Source organism: Miniphocaeibacter halophilus, assembly GCF_016458825.1.
Taxonomy (GTDB): domain Bacteria; phylum Bacillota; class Clostridia; order Tissierellales; family Peptoniphilaceae; genus Miniphocaeibacter; species Miniphocaeibacter halophilus.
Genome location: NZ_CP066744.1, coordinates 509,682 through 526,163 on the forward strand (window position 1 = coordinate 509,682; position 16,482 = coordinate 526,163).

The 16,482-nt window shown below is 28.5% G+C and carries 13 protein-coding genes and 1 riboswitch; of the genes, 1 reads left to right on the forward strand and 12 read right to left on the reverse strand.

The features are described from left to right. Positions 1-112: 112 nt before the first annotated feature. The 7 genes from JFY71_RS02465 to rlmD all read right to left on the reverse strand — a co-directional run bounded on the left by JFY71_RS02465 (position 113) and on the right by rlmD (position 9,232). A complete protein-coding gene (locus JFY71_RS02465) occupies positions 113-1,444 on the reverse strand; it encodes an MATE family efflux transporter (RefSeq protein ID WP_243661469.1) in 1,332 nt (443 codons plus the stop codon). 364 nt (positions 1,445-1,808) lie between these two features. After that, complete coding sequence (locus JFY71_RS02470) at positions 1,809-2,681, reverse strand: AraC family transcriptional regulator (RefSeq protein ID WP_243661470.1); 873 nt, start codon at positions 2,679-2,681, stop codon at positions 1,809-1,811. 255 nt (positions 2,682-2,936) lie between these two features. Continuing rightward, positions 2,937-3,518: a DUF6933 domain-containing protein gene (locus tag JFY71_RS02475; RefSeq protein WP_243661471.1), complete on the reverse strand. Its 582-nt coding sequence runs from the start codon at positions 3,516-3,518 to the stop codon at positions 2,937-2,939. 107 nt (positions 3,519-3,625) lie between these two features. Beyond that, positions 3,626-5,275, reverse strand: a complete 1,650-nt coding sequence (locus JFY71_RS02480) for an SWIM zinc finger family protein (RefSeq protein WP_243661472.1) — start codon at positions 5,273-5,275, stop codon at positions 3,626-3,628. A 565-nt stretch (positions 5,276-5,840) separates the two neighbouring features. Beyond that, entirely contained in the window at positions 5,841-6,383 is a 543-nt protein-coding gene (locus JFY71_RS02485) for a DUF3795 domain-containing protein (protein ID WP_243661473.1), read from the reverse strand. A gap of 251 nt (positions 6,384-6,634) precedes the next feature. Beyond that, entirely contained in the window at positions 6,635-7,462 is an 828-nt protein-coding gene (locus tag JFY71_RS02490; RefSeq protein ID WP_243661474.1) for an exodeoxyribonuclease III, read from the reverse strand. 420 nt (positions 7,463-7,882) lie between these two features. Next, positions 7,883-9,232 (reverse strand): 23S rRNA (uracil(1939)-C(5))-methyltransferase RlmD, encoded by a 1,350-nt coding sequence (gene rlmD / locus JFY71_RS02495; protein WP_243661475.1) that lies wholly within the window; start codon positions 9,230-9,232, stop codon positions 7,883-7,885. A gap of 110 nt (positions 9,233-9,342) precedes the next feature. After that, positions 9,343-9,417: riboswitch (Fluoride riboswitch) on the forward strand. 69 nt (positions 9,418-9,486) lie between these two features. Between rlmD and JFY71_RS02500 the strand changes: the two genes are divergently transcribed. Beyond that, positions 9,487-10,665 carry a cation:proton antiporter gene (locus JFY71_RS02500; protein WP_243661476.1) on the forward strand — a complete coding sequence of 393 codons (1,179 nt, stop codon included), beginning with the start codon at positions 9,487-9,489 and terminating at the stop codon, positions 10,663-10,665. Positions 10,666-10,835: 170 nt separating this feature from the next. On the opposite strand, the gene JFY71_RS02505 is transcribed toward JFY71_RS02500, so the two are convergent. The 5 genes from JFY71_RS02505 to JFY71_RS02525 form a co-directional block, all read right to left on the reverse strand. Then, positions 10,836-12,218, reverse strand: coding sequence for an MATE family efflux transporter (locus JFY71_RS02505; protein WP_243661477.1), 1,383 nt, complete (start codon positions 12,216-12,218; stop codon positions 10,836-10,838). 68 nt (positions 12,219-12,286) lie between these two features. Continuing rightward, the gene (locus tag JFY71_RS02510) at positions 12,287-13,045 is read right to left on the reverse strand and encodes a methyltransferase domain-containing protein (protein ID WP_243661478.1); all 759 of its coding nucleotides are present in this window, start codon (positions 13,043-13,045) and stop codon (positions 12,287-12,289) included. 124 nt (positions 13,046-13,169) lie between these two features. Further along, complete coding sequence (locus JFY71_RS02515; RefSeq protein ID WP_243661479.1) at positions 13,170-13,508, reverse strand: zinc ribbon domain-containing protein YjdM; 339 nt, start codon at positions 13,506-13,508, stop codon at positions 13,170-13,172. Between the two features lie 123 nt (positions 13,509-13,631). After that, a complete protein-coding gene (locus JFY71_RS02520) occupies positions 13,632-14,120 on the reverse strand; it encodes a prolyl-tRNA synthetase associated domain-containing protein (protein WP_243661480.1) in 489 nt (162 codons plus the stop codon). Between the two features lies 1 nt (position 14,121). Then, on the reverse strand, positions 14,122-16,425 hold the full coding sequence (locus tag JFY71_RS02525; protein ID WP_243661481.1) for an ATP-dependent DNA helicase: 2,304 nt from the start codon (positions 16,423-16,425) through the stop codon (positions 14,122-14,124). Positions 16,426-16,482 lie beyond the last annotated feature (57 nt).

Below are 16,482 nucleotides of genomic sequence, written 5' to 3' on the forward strand. Positions count from 1 at the left end.
CTACTAATTATAATACCACTAACTATTATATTTCCCTATAAAAAAGAACATTAAGTTTAAAGGACTTAATGTTCTTTTAAAAATTTATTGCTAATATAGTCTTAAATACAAACTAAGTTTCCAATTTTTCTTTCCTATTTTTTTGATATAAACGTAACAAAAATACCGTTAATAAGAAAATCCATGAAAATGCTTCTGCATAGGCAACTACCATATTATTAAATACCGGCTTAAAAGCATAAGAGCAAACAATTCTTACAAGTAGAGAAAGTATACCGACAATACCGGAAAAAAGCATATCACCATTTCCTTCTAAATAACCTCTAATAGCCATACTAAGACCATAAATCAAGTAAAAGCGAGCAATGGCATAGAAAAAAGATTTTCCAATAGCTACCGATTCAGCTGTTAAGCCAAATATTGCAATTAAATATTTTCCTAATATAAGTACTAAGAAAGTTAAGCTTAGAGATATAAATACCATCATAATAGTTCCAATTTTAAAGACCTTTTTTGCCCGTTTTTTATTTCCGGCCCCTATATTTTGTGCAACAATTGTTGCAATACCTGAGCTAAAGTTAATTATTGGAAGAAAAATAACACTATCAACACGATAGGCTGTTGTAATGGCTGCAACTGTCTGCTCACCAAAGCCATTCATAAACTGTTGAAGATAAACATTTCCTACTGAACTTACTCCAGATTGAATTGCAGGAGGTAAACCAAACATAGTTCCTTCTTTAAAAGAATCTAAATTTAAAATATTTTTATCGGAAAAGGAAAAACTAAGCATTGGATAATTTTTTCTAGTATATCCAATAATAAATATTGTCATTGCTATTTGTGAAATTACTGTTGCAATGGCAGCTCCGGCAGCTCCATAAGAAAAAACAGCAACTAGAAGAATATCCAGTACTACATTTGACACAGAAGAAACCAATATAGAAAAAAATGGAGCCCTACTATTGCCAATACCACGTAAAACAGCAGAATATGTATTATATATAGCAAGAAATGGTATACCTATAAGCATAATTTCCATATAGCTTTTCGCACTTGAAAATATGTTTTCAGGAGTATTCATAATAATTAAAATTTTATTGGTGAAAATAACACCTATAATAGAAACTATTAGGAATATTCCACCTAGTATTATTGAATAAGAAGAAAGGGTGGTTTTTATTTTCTTCTCTAAGCCCCTTCCATATTGTTGAGCAGATAATACTGCCAAACCGGAAGTAAAACCTATTATAACAGTAACAAATAAATTATAAATAGATGTAGTTGCTCCAATTCCGGCTAAAGCCATTTCACCTTCAACATTACCAACAATAAAAGCATCGACCCAATTAAACAACTGCTGAAATAATCCGCTTAAAATTAATGGAATGGTAAAAACAAGTAGAGATTTGGTAATATTTTTATTCATTGCTTTATTATCCATGCTTTAGCCTCCTTATAATTATAAAAAACGTTCCTTAAGCCACCCTATAGTCAATGCTATATCCTAGGGGTAACCTTAGAACGCCTCATTTATTAAATAAAATATCAGATTAATATACGATATATTTTTTCATGATATCATGTTAAAATTCAATTGTCAAAATTTACATATTATTAAAAATAATACCTAATTAATCGAAAACATTTCTAAAATATAAAAGTTACATTAGTAATATTTTTAAGCTCTCCATAACCTATATTAGCATTATTTACCTTACTGTATAAATAGTTCATATTTATCTCTTTTTATTTTATAGAAAAATGCGACTAAGTATTAATACTTAATCGCATTTTCATAGTTCTAACTATTTTCTTTTTACAGGAATCCAAATTTCACTTTTATAGTCCAGTCTTGATGTATCGGCACTTTCATTCCATAATATTTCCGGACCTTCAGCTAGCTCATAGCCTGAAGATGGGAACCACTCAGAATATATTCTTCCCCAAATATTTTGAAGGGTTTCCGGAAATGGTCCCATGGACTCAAATACTGCCCAAGTATTTGCATCAATTTTTAATACATCAAAACCACCTTCACCATTATTGGTAGTTGCTACTCCAATATAATGATCTAACTCTCCCTTTTCTTCCATTCTTCCTTCTGAAAAATTAGTAGAGGCACTAATAATTCCCATTGGCTCAACATTAGAAATTTCCTTTAGTTTTTTAATTGCTTCTACTGTTAAAAGTTCGTTCATTTTTACAATTTCCGGATTAACTCCTTCAAAAATAACAGGAACTCTTCTCTTAAATCCCACAAGATTAAAAGGTTCTTTTTCTAAAATACGATAATTCAATTCTATCCCTCCTTTAATTGAAAGTTGGAAGGTCATTTTAGGATATGCTTTTAATTTAACATTATCGCTTCTTGCTTCTGATGGAAGTATACCATGCATATTGTAAAATGCTCTTGTAAATGAATCTGCAGAATTGTAACCATATTTCACTGCAATGTCAATAATTCTTGTGTTAGAATCTTTTAAATCAACTGCTGCTAGTGTTAATCTTCTTCTGCGAACATATTCCGATAAGCTTATTCCCGATAGAAAAGAAAACATCCGTCTAAAATGATATTCTGAGCAACGCGCTATTTTAACTACCTGGCTATAATCAATATCATCCTTTAAATGTTCTTCTATATATGTCATAGCATTATTCATATTAATTAAAGAATCCATAAAATAACTTCCCTTCAGAATTAATATTAGCAAAGTGTATCGGTAGTCATCCGACTATCTATGTACAATATAATCGTATAGATTAAAATAAGAGGTATAAATATAATAAAAATTCTGTATCACTTAATTCTATTATTTTTCTCATTCCCTCGTTTAAAATTCCCTGTGGTTTTTGCCCTTATCAATTGAGCTTCCTTGCCTTCCACATTTTCAATATCTGCAATAAAATCCTCTGCTTTATTTCCATTTAATGTTTTAAACCATATAATATCTTTCTAATAAAAGTTCCCTAAATTTTTCTCCTGCATAAATATATTCTTTCTTTTCATTTATTTTTAAAGAAAAAATCCAGTCAAAGTTAACCTGTCTGTTAATTTCTATAGAATTTAAAATACCTTCCTCTATAAAATCAAAGAACCTGTAACCATCTTCTGCAAATGACCTTTGTGTCTCATTAAGTGTAGCAATTATACTTTTATCTATAAGTTTTTCAAAGCAAATTATTGGATGTTCCTCAATTAACTTTTCTATTGCTTTAATCATCAATTTATCTTTTTTATAGAGTTCAAATAAATAATTTACCATTAAGTCCCCAATATTTTCAATATCTGCAACTTTAATATCAATTAAAAACAGGGTCAATTTACTTGCAAAATTTACAACCTGAATACATTTTCGCCTGTCGAAATAAAATAATTTCGCTCCCCACTCAAGAATTTTATCTCCACTTTCTTTCTTAATAATCGACTTAACAATAGGTCCTAATTGGGTGGATAATTCCTTTGGGTACTTTAAATTATATCTTTCAAATGTTTGTTTTGTAGCGTATATAATCATATTTATATCTCACTTTATATATTTACTTGGCATAATTTAATAAGTATAATTTTAAAAATTAATATACCTATCTTTTACAACCTTTACTTAGCTTTACATTAATAGACTTACAATTTATTTAATTCTTCAATCATCGCAGGACGATTCTTATATTTTTTCTTCCATCTATTTACAATATCTTCTACCCTTTCTTTTCCCTTGGAGTAAGTAAACATCCTTCTTAAATTAGAAACAAGTTCTTGATAACTCTTTCGATTTACATTAAAGGCTGCAAACTCCTCTAGTTCATATTCATATTTATCTAATAGTTCTTTAGGATAAATTTCCTTTAATACATCTTCATATCTTAGTAAGCTACCAATTCCTTCAGAAGCTTGTACATGAATCAATAAACGGTCATACAACCTTTCTTCCTTGAATAAATTCCCTAAATAATAGTTTGGCAATTTAGAAAAAACCTCTTCTCTCTTCTCTTTCCATTCATCTTTAGCGTATAGCTGTTTTATTTCCTTGAATATTTCTACATCTCCTGGACAATATTCTAAAACTAATAAATTTAATTCCTTCTCATATGCTTCAATATTATCCGTCAGTTTATACAAATCCTTTAACTGTAGGCTATAGTCCTTAATATATCTTTTATATTCTCTATCTGCTTTTTTCCCGTCTTTTAATATTTCAATCGCCTTTAAATAATCCTCTTCCTCTATGCATTTTAGAACATAATATTCTCTAACATTATGAAATATAATGTTTTCTTCGCAATATTGCATAATTTCTTTTACAGGTAGCTTTTCTTCCTCCATTAAGGCTATGTTTCTCATTATCCATTTTTCACTATTATATTCACTGAATTCTTCTATGTCTTTAGTTTTAAAATATGCTATCTTTCTCTCTATGAGCCTTTTCTTTACCTCTATAAATTCATCTCCTCTAAAAACATCAAATAAAAAATCCTCCAAATAATGTTCTATATAATCATTTGAAGGCTTTTCTACCTCCTTCAGAACCCAGTCAAGAATAATTCTATTTAACATCTTATCGCCTACAGAAATTACTTCTCTTAAGATTTTTATACACTTATTAAATAAGAAAATAGTTCCCCCATCTGAATCATCCATACTTTGATCTCCAGTATAAATAAAGATGTGTCTTATTAAATCAAATACTTCATTGTATTTGTGACCTTTTAGTAACACCATTACAGTATCATCTATGAATTGCTCTAAATCAGAAATGAAATCATAGGCATTATAATAATTGATATATCCATCGTTGTCTTCGTAATCCTCAAAAATATCATTAATCTCTTCTTTATATAATTCTAAATCGATATTACCTACATCAAGATTGTGTAGAGTTAAAAACTTATAAAATATTTTTTTATCCGATTTAAATATCTCCACCAAAAATTCCCGTAATATATTTAAATCAGCCTCTTCTACGACTTTTTTAATATAGTCATCTGTATTTTCAATAGTTTCGTTTAGGGTATTTTCGTATTTATTTTCTTCAAAGTAATAAAGTAAAGCTGCCATATGTTTGCAATTATTTCCTTTACGAGCGTACATACAATTACACTCCATATGATGTACCATACTATCTTCAATACCTATAGTAACTTCATAATCTTCAGCTCCAATTACAGTAGCTTTAATTAAGTTATTATTTTCTTTAAAATCTTCAACTAACCCTCTATTGTAATAATCCAATCCTCTATTTAGTATATGTGTTTCAAACAGGTGTTCCCATTGCATAAAGTTCCCCCTAAGAATTTAAACTTTTAAAGTTAATCATTATAAATCACTAATCTACAATATTAATATTTCTATTAAAGATTCTATTTCAATTCCGATTATAATCTTTATGATTAGCATATTAACATTATTTCATATGTAAAGAAACTATTATTTTAACTTATTTTAAAATTTACTTTTAAATGGCCTTTACTAATTGATTAGCTTTTAAAAGTTTTGAATGATAAATTACTATTATCTATAATATTGTATTATAAATAAAGCTTTTAGAAGCAATTTTTCTTATAAATTTTGAATTTTGCTATATCCTCTTTTTCCTAAGTATTATAATTGTCCTTATTACAAGCAAATTCTTTTAAATATTTTATTTCTTATCTAATGTCCATCTACCATGGTCTGGTTTTCCTTATGAAAGTATTGTTTAATATTCTATTTTATAACTTTCCCTCTGTAATTTAATCATATATACCTTCATGTTTCTAATTTAGTACATTATATAAAAACAAGGTCAAGATATTTTAAATATTTAATATCTTGACCTTGTTTTTTAATTTCTATTTTATTGTTATTTTTTTCTTAATTTCAAAATTATTCCATAATTTTCTGCTAAGCTTTTAAACTGATCTACAGCGTGTAATGCCTTTTCTTTAATTTGCATATTTTTTAAATCTTCATTTTCCTCTAAATGTTTTACGATTTCTTTTATGTTTTCTAATTCCAGAAGATTTACAGCTAAGCAGAAGAAAGTTTTTTGTCTTCCTGCATTATAATTCTCTAGAAGAAAATTTAAAATTTCAACTTTTGCAATCTGTTCCTTAGTATAAGTTACTTCACTTATTTCTTGAAATTTTTTAATATCCTTGAATTGGTGTAGATGTGTAATAAAAGAATCATATTTATCAGCATCTTTATATTTTTCACAGGGGAAATTATCACATTGAAAACAATATTCAATGCCTTTGTAATTTAAACTACATTTTGCAATAGAGCATGAGTGATGTTCTCCACAGCCACAACTTGGACAATGCCCACTTAATCTCATATTACATAATCCACAATTTAACCCACATAGAGAAAAATAAGCATTGTTTCTTTTAAAATTTTTCATTTAAACACATCCTAAACATTTAATACTGTTCTCTTTGATATTTGTACTTTAAATTATTTAGCTATATAGCAATACATTTATTTAATCTATAATTCATTACTTAGAATTTCTGCAAATAAAAGAAAATAACCTAGGTTCGGCTAGAATATAACCTGAGTCCTTTTAATTAAAATTGTATTTTATTACTTTAACAAAAAACAAATCCCCTCTTTAATTAGTTAAAGTGCTTTTTAGCTCACTTTGTAAATTTACTATAAATCAATTTCCAACAAAATTGGTGCATGGTCCTGTCTAGGACCTGAATTTACCACTTCGGATTTAATAACTTTATCTGCAATACGGTCACTAACCAGCCAATAGTCGATTCTCCAGCCTGAATTATTGATTTTACTTGTCTTTGCACGTTGAGCCCACCAAGTGTATATCCCTTCAACATCACCATGGATGTATCGGAAGGTATCTGTAAATCCTCTATCTAAGAGATTAGTAAATCCTTGACGTTCTTCTTTGGTGAATCCGGCAGACTGCATATTGTTCTTAGGATGGGCTAGGTCTATTTCTTTATGGGCTACGTTGAAATCACCTGTTGCTATAACATACTTTTCTTTATCAAGCTTTTCCAAATAGTCTGCATATTTTATATCCCACTCTTGTCTTTCCTCTAACCTGCTCAAACCATCACCTGCATTAGGTGTATAAACCTGGGTTAAATAAAAATTTTCAAACTCCAAAGTAATAATTCTTCCCTCTGCATCCATAGTACTTGGGGCACCAATAGTTGGAAATGAAACAGACGGTTGTAAATCTTCCTTATATAGAAACATAGTTCCTGCATAACCCTTACGTGCTGGTTCTACCGAACAACTCCATACAATTTCATAAGCCGGAAACATTTCTTCTAAAATTTTCAAGTGTTTTTTTGTAGGACCGGTACTAGCCAGTTTGGTTTCCTGTAGGGCTATAACATCCGGTTCATAATTTATAATTGTATTCAGCACCTCCCTGCTTAATATAGCACGTGCCGATTCAGCCGTTAAGGCTGCATTTAATGAATCAATATTCCATGAAATAAATCTCATTTTCTCTCTCCTCTTAATTTTCTAAATATATCTAAGTCTTTCATAAATTTATTTATATTAATATATAAAATATTCTAATATATCTTTTTTACGTTAATTACTTGGCCAGAATTCTATAACAACTAAGAAAATCAACCTTATTCATTATTAAATCCCTCAATTAAGTTTTTCTCTCTTAAATCTAATTTCTTATATATGATTTTCCATAATAAATTACAGTTTACTATTTAACTTAACCATCTTCTTAAATCGTAGATTGTTCCCAATCAAATTTCATGCTTTACCTTCATTTTCTTGAGAAGTCTTTACATGATCTAGACCTAACTAAAATCTTTTTACAAGATTTATTAGTAGGTCTGATGCAACTGGTTCTTCAAAAACTTTTGTTATTGAGTTGAACCATCTGCTGACCTGCCACTCTTACTTCGTAAGAAGGGCTAGGGCTTCAACATGAACGGTTCGTGGAAACTGGTCTACTAATTCCATTTTTTCTAATTTATATCCATTTTCCAAAAATATTTTTAAATCCCTTACTTGTGTTACTGGATTACAGGAAATATATACAAACTTTTCCGATTTTATATTAATTATTTTTTTAATTGCCTTTGGATGTATTCCATCTCTTGGAGGGTCTAATACAATAATGTCTGCTTGGTCCTTTAATTCTTCTATTTTTTCAAGAACATCTCCTGCTATAAATTCTGCATTGGAAATATTATTTAATTTACATGTTTCTCTTGCCTTCTCTACAGCTTCTTCTACTATTTCAATACCTATTACCTTTTTTGCCTTTTGTGAAAAAATCTGACCAATTGTACCTGTTCCTGAATATAGGTCAAAAACTGTTTTATTGTTAATATTACCTGCAAATTCTAAAGCCTTTGAGTATAATACTTCTGCTGCCTTTGGATTTGGTTGAAAAAACGAAAATGGCGATATTTGAAATTCAAGTCCTAACAATTTTTCCGTTAAATAACCATCTCCAAATAAGATATCTACTTTTTCAGGAACTACTGCATCAGATAAAGAATCATTTCCTGTATGAATTATAGTCTTTATTTTTCCATCTAACTTTAAGCCTAATAATAATTCTATAAATTCTTCCTTATTTAGTTCTTCTTGAGAAGTTGTAACTAAATTTACCATATATTCATTTTCACTAAATGAATACCTGACAATTAAATGTCTTAAAAATCCTTCGTGGTTTCTTTTTTTATAAAATAATGTATTATTTTCTCTAAAATAATTTTGTACTGCCTTACGAATTATTTCATAACCTTCATTTACAATATTACAATTATCCGTTTCACAAATTTCATAAAATCTACCTTTGGAATGCATTCCTAAAGTTAATTCTCCGCCTTTTTCCCTATCTCCAAAACTATATTCCATTTTGTTCCTATAGGCTGTTGAACTTGGACTAGGATTTATAATAATTTCTTTACTATAGATATCAGAATATAAATTTTCTAACATTTCTCCTTTTAACTTTAACTCTTCTTCGTATTCTAGCGTTTGGTAGGCACAACCACCACAAATTCCAAATGGTGGACAAGGAATTCTTCTTTCAATTTCGGATTTACTTAAAATTTCAACCAGTTTTGCCTCTGTGTAATCTTTTTTTCTTCTTTGCGTAACAATCCTAACTTCCTGCCCCTTTATTCCACCTTTAAATATATATTTTTTATTATCTGCTTCCATAATTGATTTATTTGGAAATCTATTTTCTTTAATAATACCAGTAATTTCTTTCTTTTTTCTTCTTGTCATTTTATCCCCTATTTTTTATTTTATTAAAAATACAAGCTATTAAATTATATATCTTATACTATATTTTTCAAGTTACTATTGATTTGACAAAGTATTTTTATTACAATATAATTTTTTTAGGGAATGAGGTTCTCCCTTGGCTTAGCCAAAACCACTTTTTTAAAGTTGATGACTTCTGTTTTTGCAGAGGTCTTTTTATGTCTATTTATGGTAGTCTCTGTAAGAGATTACCATTTTTTATTTAGGAGGAGTATATGTTATTTAGTTTAGCCTTAATATTTATATTGGGAATACTTTTAGGAGAGATTTTCAAAAAACTAAAATTACCAAATTTAATTGGAATGTTGTTAACTGGAATTATTTTAGGTCCCTATGCCCTAAATTTAATTGATAATTCAATACTAAGTATATCTGCAGATTTAAGAAAAATAGCTTTAATAATTATTTTAACAAGAGCAGGTCTTTCTTTAAATATTGAAGATTTGAAAAAAGTAGGACGACCAGCTATTCTAATGTGCTTTATTCCTGCTTGTTTTGAAATGCTTGGAATGATAATATTAGCACCAAAATTTTTAGGTATTTCCATGTTGGATGCTGCAATTATGGGAGCTGTTGTAGGTGCGGTTTCTCCTGCTGTAATAATACCTAAAATGCTAAAATTAATGAAGGAAAATTATGGAACAAAAAAAAGCATCCCACAACTAATATTAGCCGGTGCTTCAGTAGATGATATTTTTGTAATAGTAATTTTTACTATATTGACAGGTTTAGCTCAAGGAGAAACAATTACAGCTTCTAGTTTCTTGCAAATACCAATTTCAATACTTACCGGTGCTTTAGTTGGAATTATAACAGGGCTTGTTCTTGTAAAACTTTTTAGAAAAACTCATTTAAGGGATTCTTTAAAAACAATAATTATTCTTGGAATTGCTTTTATTTTAGTTACAATAGAAGATAGTTTTACTACTATAATACCTTTTTCAGGATTATTGGCCATTATGGCTTTAGCAATTACAATACAGAAAAAACATCTTGTTTTAGCTAATAGATTATCCTCTAAATTTTCTAAATTATGGGTAGGTGCTGAAATTTTATTATTTGTTTTAGTTGGGGCTACAGTAAATTTAAAATATGCTTTCGCTGCCGGTTTTTCAGCTATAATATTGGTATTTGGGGTTTTATTATTTAGATTACTTGGAGTCTTTCTATGTTTACTAAAGACTCATTTAAATATGAAAGAAAGACTATTTTGTATGATTGCCTATATGCCAAAGGCTACAGTACAGGCGGCAATTGGTGGAATCCCACTTGCTATGGGACTATCTTCAGGAGAAATCATATTAACAGTTGCAGTCTTGTCAATTTTAATTACAGCACCTTTAGGCGCTTTAGGTATAGACTTAACATATAAAAAACTACTTACTAAGGATTAATTCTTTTTAGCATTTCTATTATTTTAATAAACATATTTCCCATTACTAAAAAAAGAGAATTTCATTTTGATTTAACCCTAATCCTGTTGGAATTTATAATTTAAATCAAAATGAAATTCTCTTAAAAGAATATATAATTACCTATACTATAATTTATGAAAATTAAAAACTTAGGTTCTTACACCTCTTTGAAATTTTTCCATATTATTTCTAAAGCCATTTGTTCTTTTTTCAATATATTTAAATATTATAATTATAACAATTCCCTTTAATGCACCTGACAAACTCATAGTTACCCATATTCCCGTAAGTCCTAAAAATTTCATAAGAAAATATGCTATTGGAATTCTTGCTGCATTTAATACTATTGCATTCATAGCCGGATATTTAGTCAGCCCAAGTCCATTTAACATGCCACCTGTTCCTATTTCCAAGGCCATTAAGGCTGAAGTCAAACCTAAAATTATTAAATATTTGCTTCCTTCTGTTATTACAGCAGGGTCATTCGGTGTGAAAATTCTAAATAAAAAACTATTTCCAAATATCATTATTGCCGAACCTAATAAACCAATTCCCAAAGTAAGTCTAATGCAAACTTTCTTGGCTTTTTCAAGTCTATCAAAGTTCCTTGCACCATAATTTTGTCCAAAAAAAGATGTAAAGGCTGTTGCAAATCCTTCTGAACTCATCCATGATATTGATTCTATTTGTGAACCTACTGCATAGGTAGCAACTCCTACTGCTCCATAAATTGCTATATATTGATTTAATTTTATACCTATTAATGAGTGAACTAAACTTTGTATTGATGCAGGTAATCCTAATCTTATTGTCTGTATAATATATCTTGGTGTAAAGGATTTAAAATAGTTGATTTTAGCATAATATTCACCATACCTTACACCTATGTAAATATACAGTATTGTTCCTATTGCCTGTGCCATTACTGTAGCAATTGCAGCACCGGCCATTCCTAATTTAGGAAAAGGTCCTATTCCAAAAATTAATATAGGGTCTGCAATAATATTAAAAACCAAAGCTATTACTGAAACTTTAAAAGGTGTTGAACTATTACCTTGTGAGTAAAATATAGCAGCAAAAAACGGATTTAAAAATGTAAAAATAAGCCCAACTGAAATTACCATATGATACTCTAAAGCCAATTTTTCAACAGCTTTTTCCAAGCCATAAAATTCATATAAGGGTTTTCTAAAAATTATAAATATTCCCATAATTATAAGGCATAGGGTTAAATTAACTTGAAAACCACTTATAGTTGTTTTGGTTATCGCCTCTTCATCTCTTCTGCCATAAGCCTGAGACAAACCAACGGACATTCCGGTTTTTGTAATTAAAGTAATAGCTTGAGCTGCCCAAACAAAAAATCCACAAGTTCCAACAGCTGCTACTGCTGCCGTTGAAAGTCTACCAAGCCAAATTAAATCTACTAGCGTATAAGCCATTTGAATAAATGCTATACCCATTAAAGGCAAGGCCATTTTTGTTATGGATTTGGTAATATTACCTTCTAATAAATGATGTGATTTGTTCATATATCCCCTCTCAAACAAAAATATTAAAAATTACAATTATATTCATATTATAGATTTTTATTTAAAATTTATTTCTTAGCAATAAAAAACAATCTTTTAAAGCCTTGAATTACTTCACCATTATCCATTAAAGAATAAACTTTTTCAACTTGATTTAAAATTTCACTTTCCAGTTCTTTTCCTTTTTCTTCTGAAAGCTCATCTAAATAAGGACGCAAACTTGTACCTTTTACCCAATCTATTAAGTCCTTATGAGACGCCATCCTATGTAAATATTTAGTAATCCATATTTCAAAATCACTACTGCATTTTGACAGTATATTAAAATATTCTTCATATTCCAAAGCTCTAATTTTATGTATTTTATTATGATTAAAGTTCCATTTAGGGTCCAGTACTATTTCATCTACGATTTTATACAAGGGTTCAGAATTATTAATTGGTATTTGTATTGCCAATATGCCATTTTCTTCAATATTATTCATTAATTTAGGAATTAATACATCATGATCCGGTACCCATTGAATGCAGGCATTGGAGAAAATTAAATCATATTTATTTTTTATATTAGAAATATCACAAATTTCAAAATCAATATTAGGATATGTCCTTTTAGCTTTTTCTATCATATTTTCAGAACTGTCTATTCCTTTAATATATGCATTTGGAAAAGCTTCCTTTAAAACAGCAGTACTGTTTCCAGGACCACATCCAATATCTAAAATAGTATTAGGATTGTATTTTAAAAGCCTATTTGTTAGATCCCTTGCCGGCTGAGTTCTATATTCTTCAAATTTCAAATATTGTTTTGAGTTCCATTCTGCCATTTACAACACTCCTTATTATTAATATATACTAATATAGAATATCATATTAAAGAAAAACATCTACTAAAATAGTAGATGCCTTATCAACTAGTTCTAATTAAATAGGATAAAATTTTCAATAACTTTAAATTTTCTTCAAAAACTCCGTTTTTAATTCCATATTGCCAAATCCTGGAATTTTACAATCAACATCATGGTCCCCATCTTTTAACAGTATATTTTTAACAATAGTACCCCTTTTAATTACTTCTGAACTCCCTTTGACTTTTAAATCCTTGATTACCGTTACAGAATCCCCGTCTTTTAATTCATTTCCAAAAGCATCCTTGTATACTTTAACCTTATCCTCCTCCATTACAACATCCGGATTCCATTCATAGGCACATTCAGGACATATAATCAAATGTCCGTCCTCGTATGTATATTCAGAATTACATTTTGGACAATTAGGTAAATTACTCACAAAACTCCTCCTTAAATTAATAATTACTTCTTTAAAAAGCCTAACAGTATAGGAAGAATTTGTCAATTTATGCATAATATTTTATAAAATTACAACTTGATTCTAAAATATTTCTTATTGGTTTTAAATCTCAATATACTCCAACAAATTTCCATTTTCATTTATTATTTCTACTAAATCATTAGTTTCCATCCAGATTGACGCTGTATTGTCATTAGGATGAAGTCCTATTGTTCTATTTTTATAAAATTCATCAATATAAATCCTAACTACTTTATCCTTATCATTTAAAGCACCAAATAATGAAACAGCTCCAGGTTTGACTTTAAAATATTTCATTAAATCTTCAGATGAAGCAAAACTCAAACGCTTAGAACCTATTTTTTCACGTACTTGTTTTAAATCTACTTTTTTCATACTATTTGCAACTATTAAATAAAAGTTCTCTCTTTTTCTATCTGTTACAAATAGATTAACAGCAATTTGTTCCGATTTTGGAATATTAGCATTTTCAATTTCTTCTATAGAGCTTACGGCCTCATGTTCCATATACTTATATTTAATATTTTTATTATCAAGTAATTTTAATATTTCTTTTTTATTGTAAACCATTTTAACCTCTTTTATTATTTGTTCTTATTAAGGAATTTAAAACTTTTATACTGTTCCAACTTCTAGGCAACAATTTTCTATAAGGATTTTTTAAAAATCTATCATCTATTAATAATACCGTTCCCTTGTCATCCTTATCTCTTATTACTCTTCCTGCTGCTTGAGCAACCTTGTTCATTCCAGGATAAATATAAGCATATTCAAAACCGGTATTTTCTTTTTCGTCATAATAATCTTTAATCAAGTTTCTTTCTACAGAAATTCCCGGTAGTCCAACAGAAACTATTGCTGCCCCATTTAATCTATCTCCAACTAAGTCTATTCCTTCAGAAAACACTCCCCCTAAAACTACAAAAGCAATTATGGAGGTATCCTCTTTAAATTGTTTTAAAAACTGTTCTCTACCAAGTTCAGTTAAATTCGAATCCTGCTTTATTACATCCTTGTCTTCCTTATTAAATCTGTCATAAACTTCCTGCATAAATTTATAAGATGGGAAAAATAACATATAATTACCTTTTTTATTAGTATAGTTTTCTAGAATTTTTGTAATTCTACTGTAATTTTCCTCTCTATCTTGATATCTTGTAGAAATAGGTACTATTCCCACTTTTAAATTATCTGAATCGAAGGGAGAATTTAATCTTAAATAATAATAATCCTCTTCTGCTCCTAATACATCTGCATAAAAAGGTATTGGTGATAAGGTTGCTGAAAAAAACACCGAACTTTCCGCTCTTTTTAGAATATTTTTAAATATAGGTGATGTATCTAAGCACATTATTTTGAAAAAAATATCATCCTCTTTGCTAATTACTAAGGTTATGTAATTATCGCTATAAAAATCTGAAATTTTTACAAATTTTGAAAATTCAAAATATAAATCTAGTACATCATCATAATATGGTTTATCTTTTTTGTCCGTTAAGAATTTCTCCATAGTTCGCATAGTAAAAATAATTTCTGATACAAAATCATCATCTATATATTTAGAAATATAATATTTATTATTTTCTGCTAATCTATAAAAATCATCTATTATATTAGAAATTTTATTAAGAGCATTTTTAACTTTATAATCATCTTCTTCCAATAAATTAACAAGCTGATTTATTTTTTTCATAGAAATTTCTTTACTGTACATATCCCTTCCTCTATCTACAAGATTATGGGATTCATCTATTAAAAAAGTGTATTTTTCAACAGTTCCTTCAAAAAACCTTCTTAAATACACAGTAGGATCAAAAACATAATTATAATCACATACAACAAGATCAGAATATATTGCCATATCCAATTGAAATTCCATTGGACATACCTTATGTTTTTTTGAATAATCTATAATTGTTTCCATATTTAAAATTTCTTCATTTTCATAAATATCTAAAATAGCATCATTTACCCTATCGAAATGTCCCTTTGCAAAAGGACAATCCTTTGGATTACATTTTACCTCATCATTTATACATATTTTATCCTTAGCCGTTATAATAACAGCTTTAAACCTTAGTCCTCTATCCATTAACCTATATACAGCTTTGACAGCTGCTTCTTTAGTTGTGGATCTAGCAGTTAAATAAAATATTTTATCCGTTAATCCTTCACCAACAGCTTTAATTGAAGGAAATAAAGTAGACATGGTTTTGCCGATTCCCGTTGGTGCTTCTGCAAATAGTATATTCTTATCCCTTATGGTTTTATATACACCAACAGTCATCTTCCTTTGACCTTTCCTATAAGATAAAAATGGAAATTGTAAAGTTCTTATATGTTCATCTCGTTCTTTTTTAAATTTTAAAATCATAACACTAAAATCCAAGTACAAATCTAAAAGAGTAAAATAGAATTCTTCTAAGTCTGCTTTAGTAAATTTTTCTATAATTCTTTTTATATCGTCTGATTCCACTTGATAATATGTTAATTGAATATCTATTTCTTCCAAATTATTTTTAACACAATAAAAATAACCATAACATTTAGCTTGAGCCCAATGTAATGGATTTGAATTATATTTTAAATCTTCTAAATTTCTAGTAGTGGACTTTATTTCATCAATTAAAACTTCATTTCCTTTATGGTAAATACCGTCTGCTCTTCCTTCTACTGCAAAAATTAAATCCTTGTATTCTATTTCGTTTTTTAACACTACTTCTTTTTCATAGTATTTTCCATATTCTTTTTGAAGTTTTTGATGGATCTTTTGTCCTTCCTTCATTCTGCTAATACCTGTAAAAGTATTGTCTATATCTCCACTACGCATTACAAAGTCTATTAGTCCATGTACCGATAATTTTATTTTTTCCATATTTACCTCTTCATTAATATTATACTGTAAAGACAAATTTTTGTAGAATAAAATATA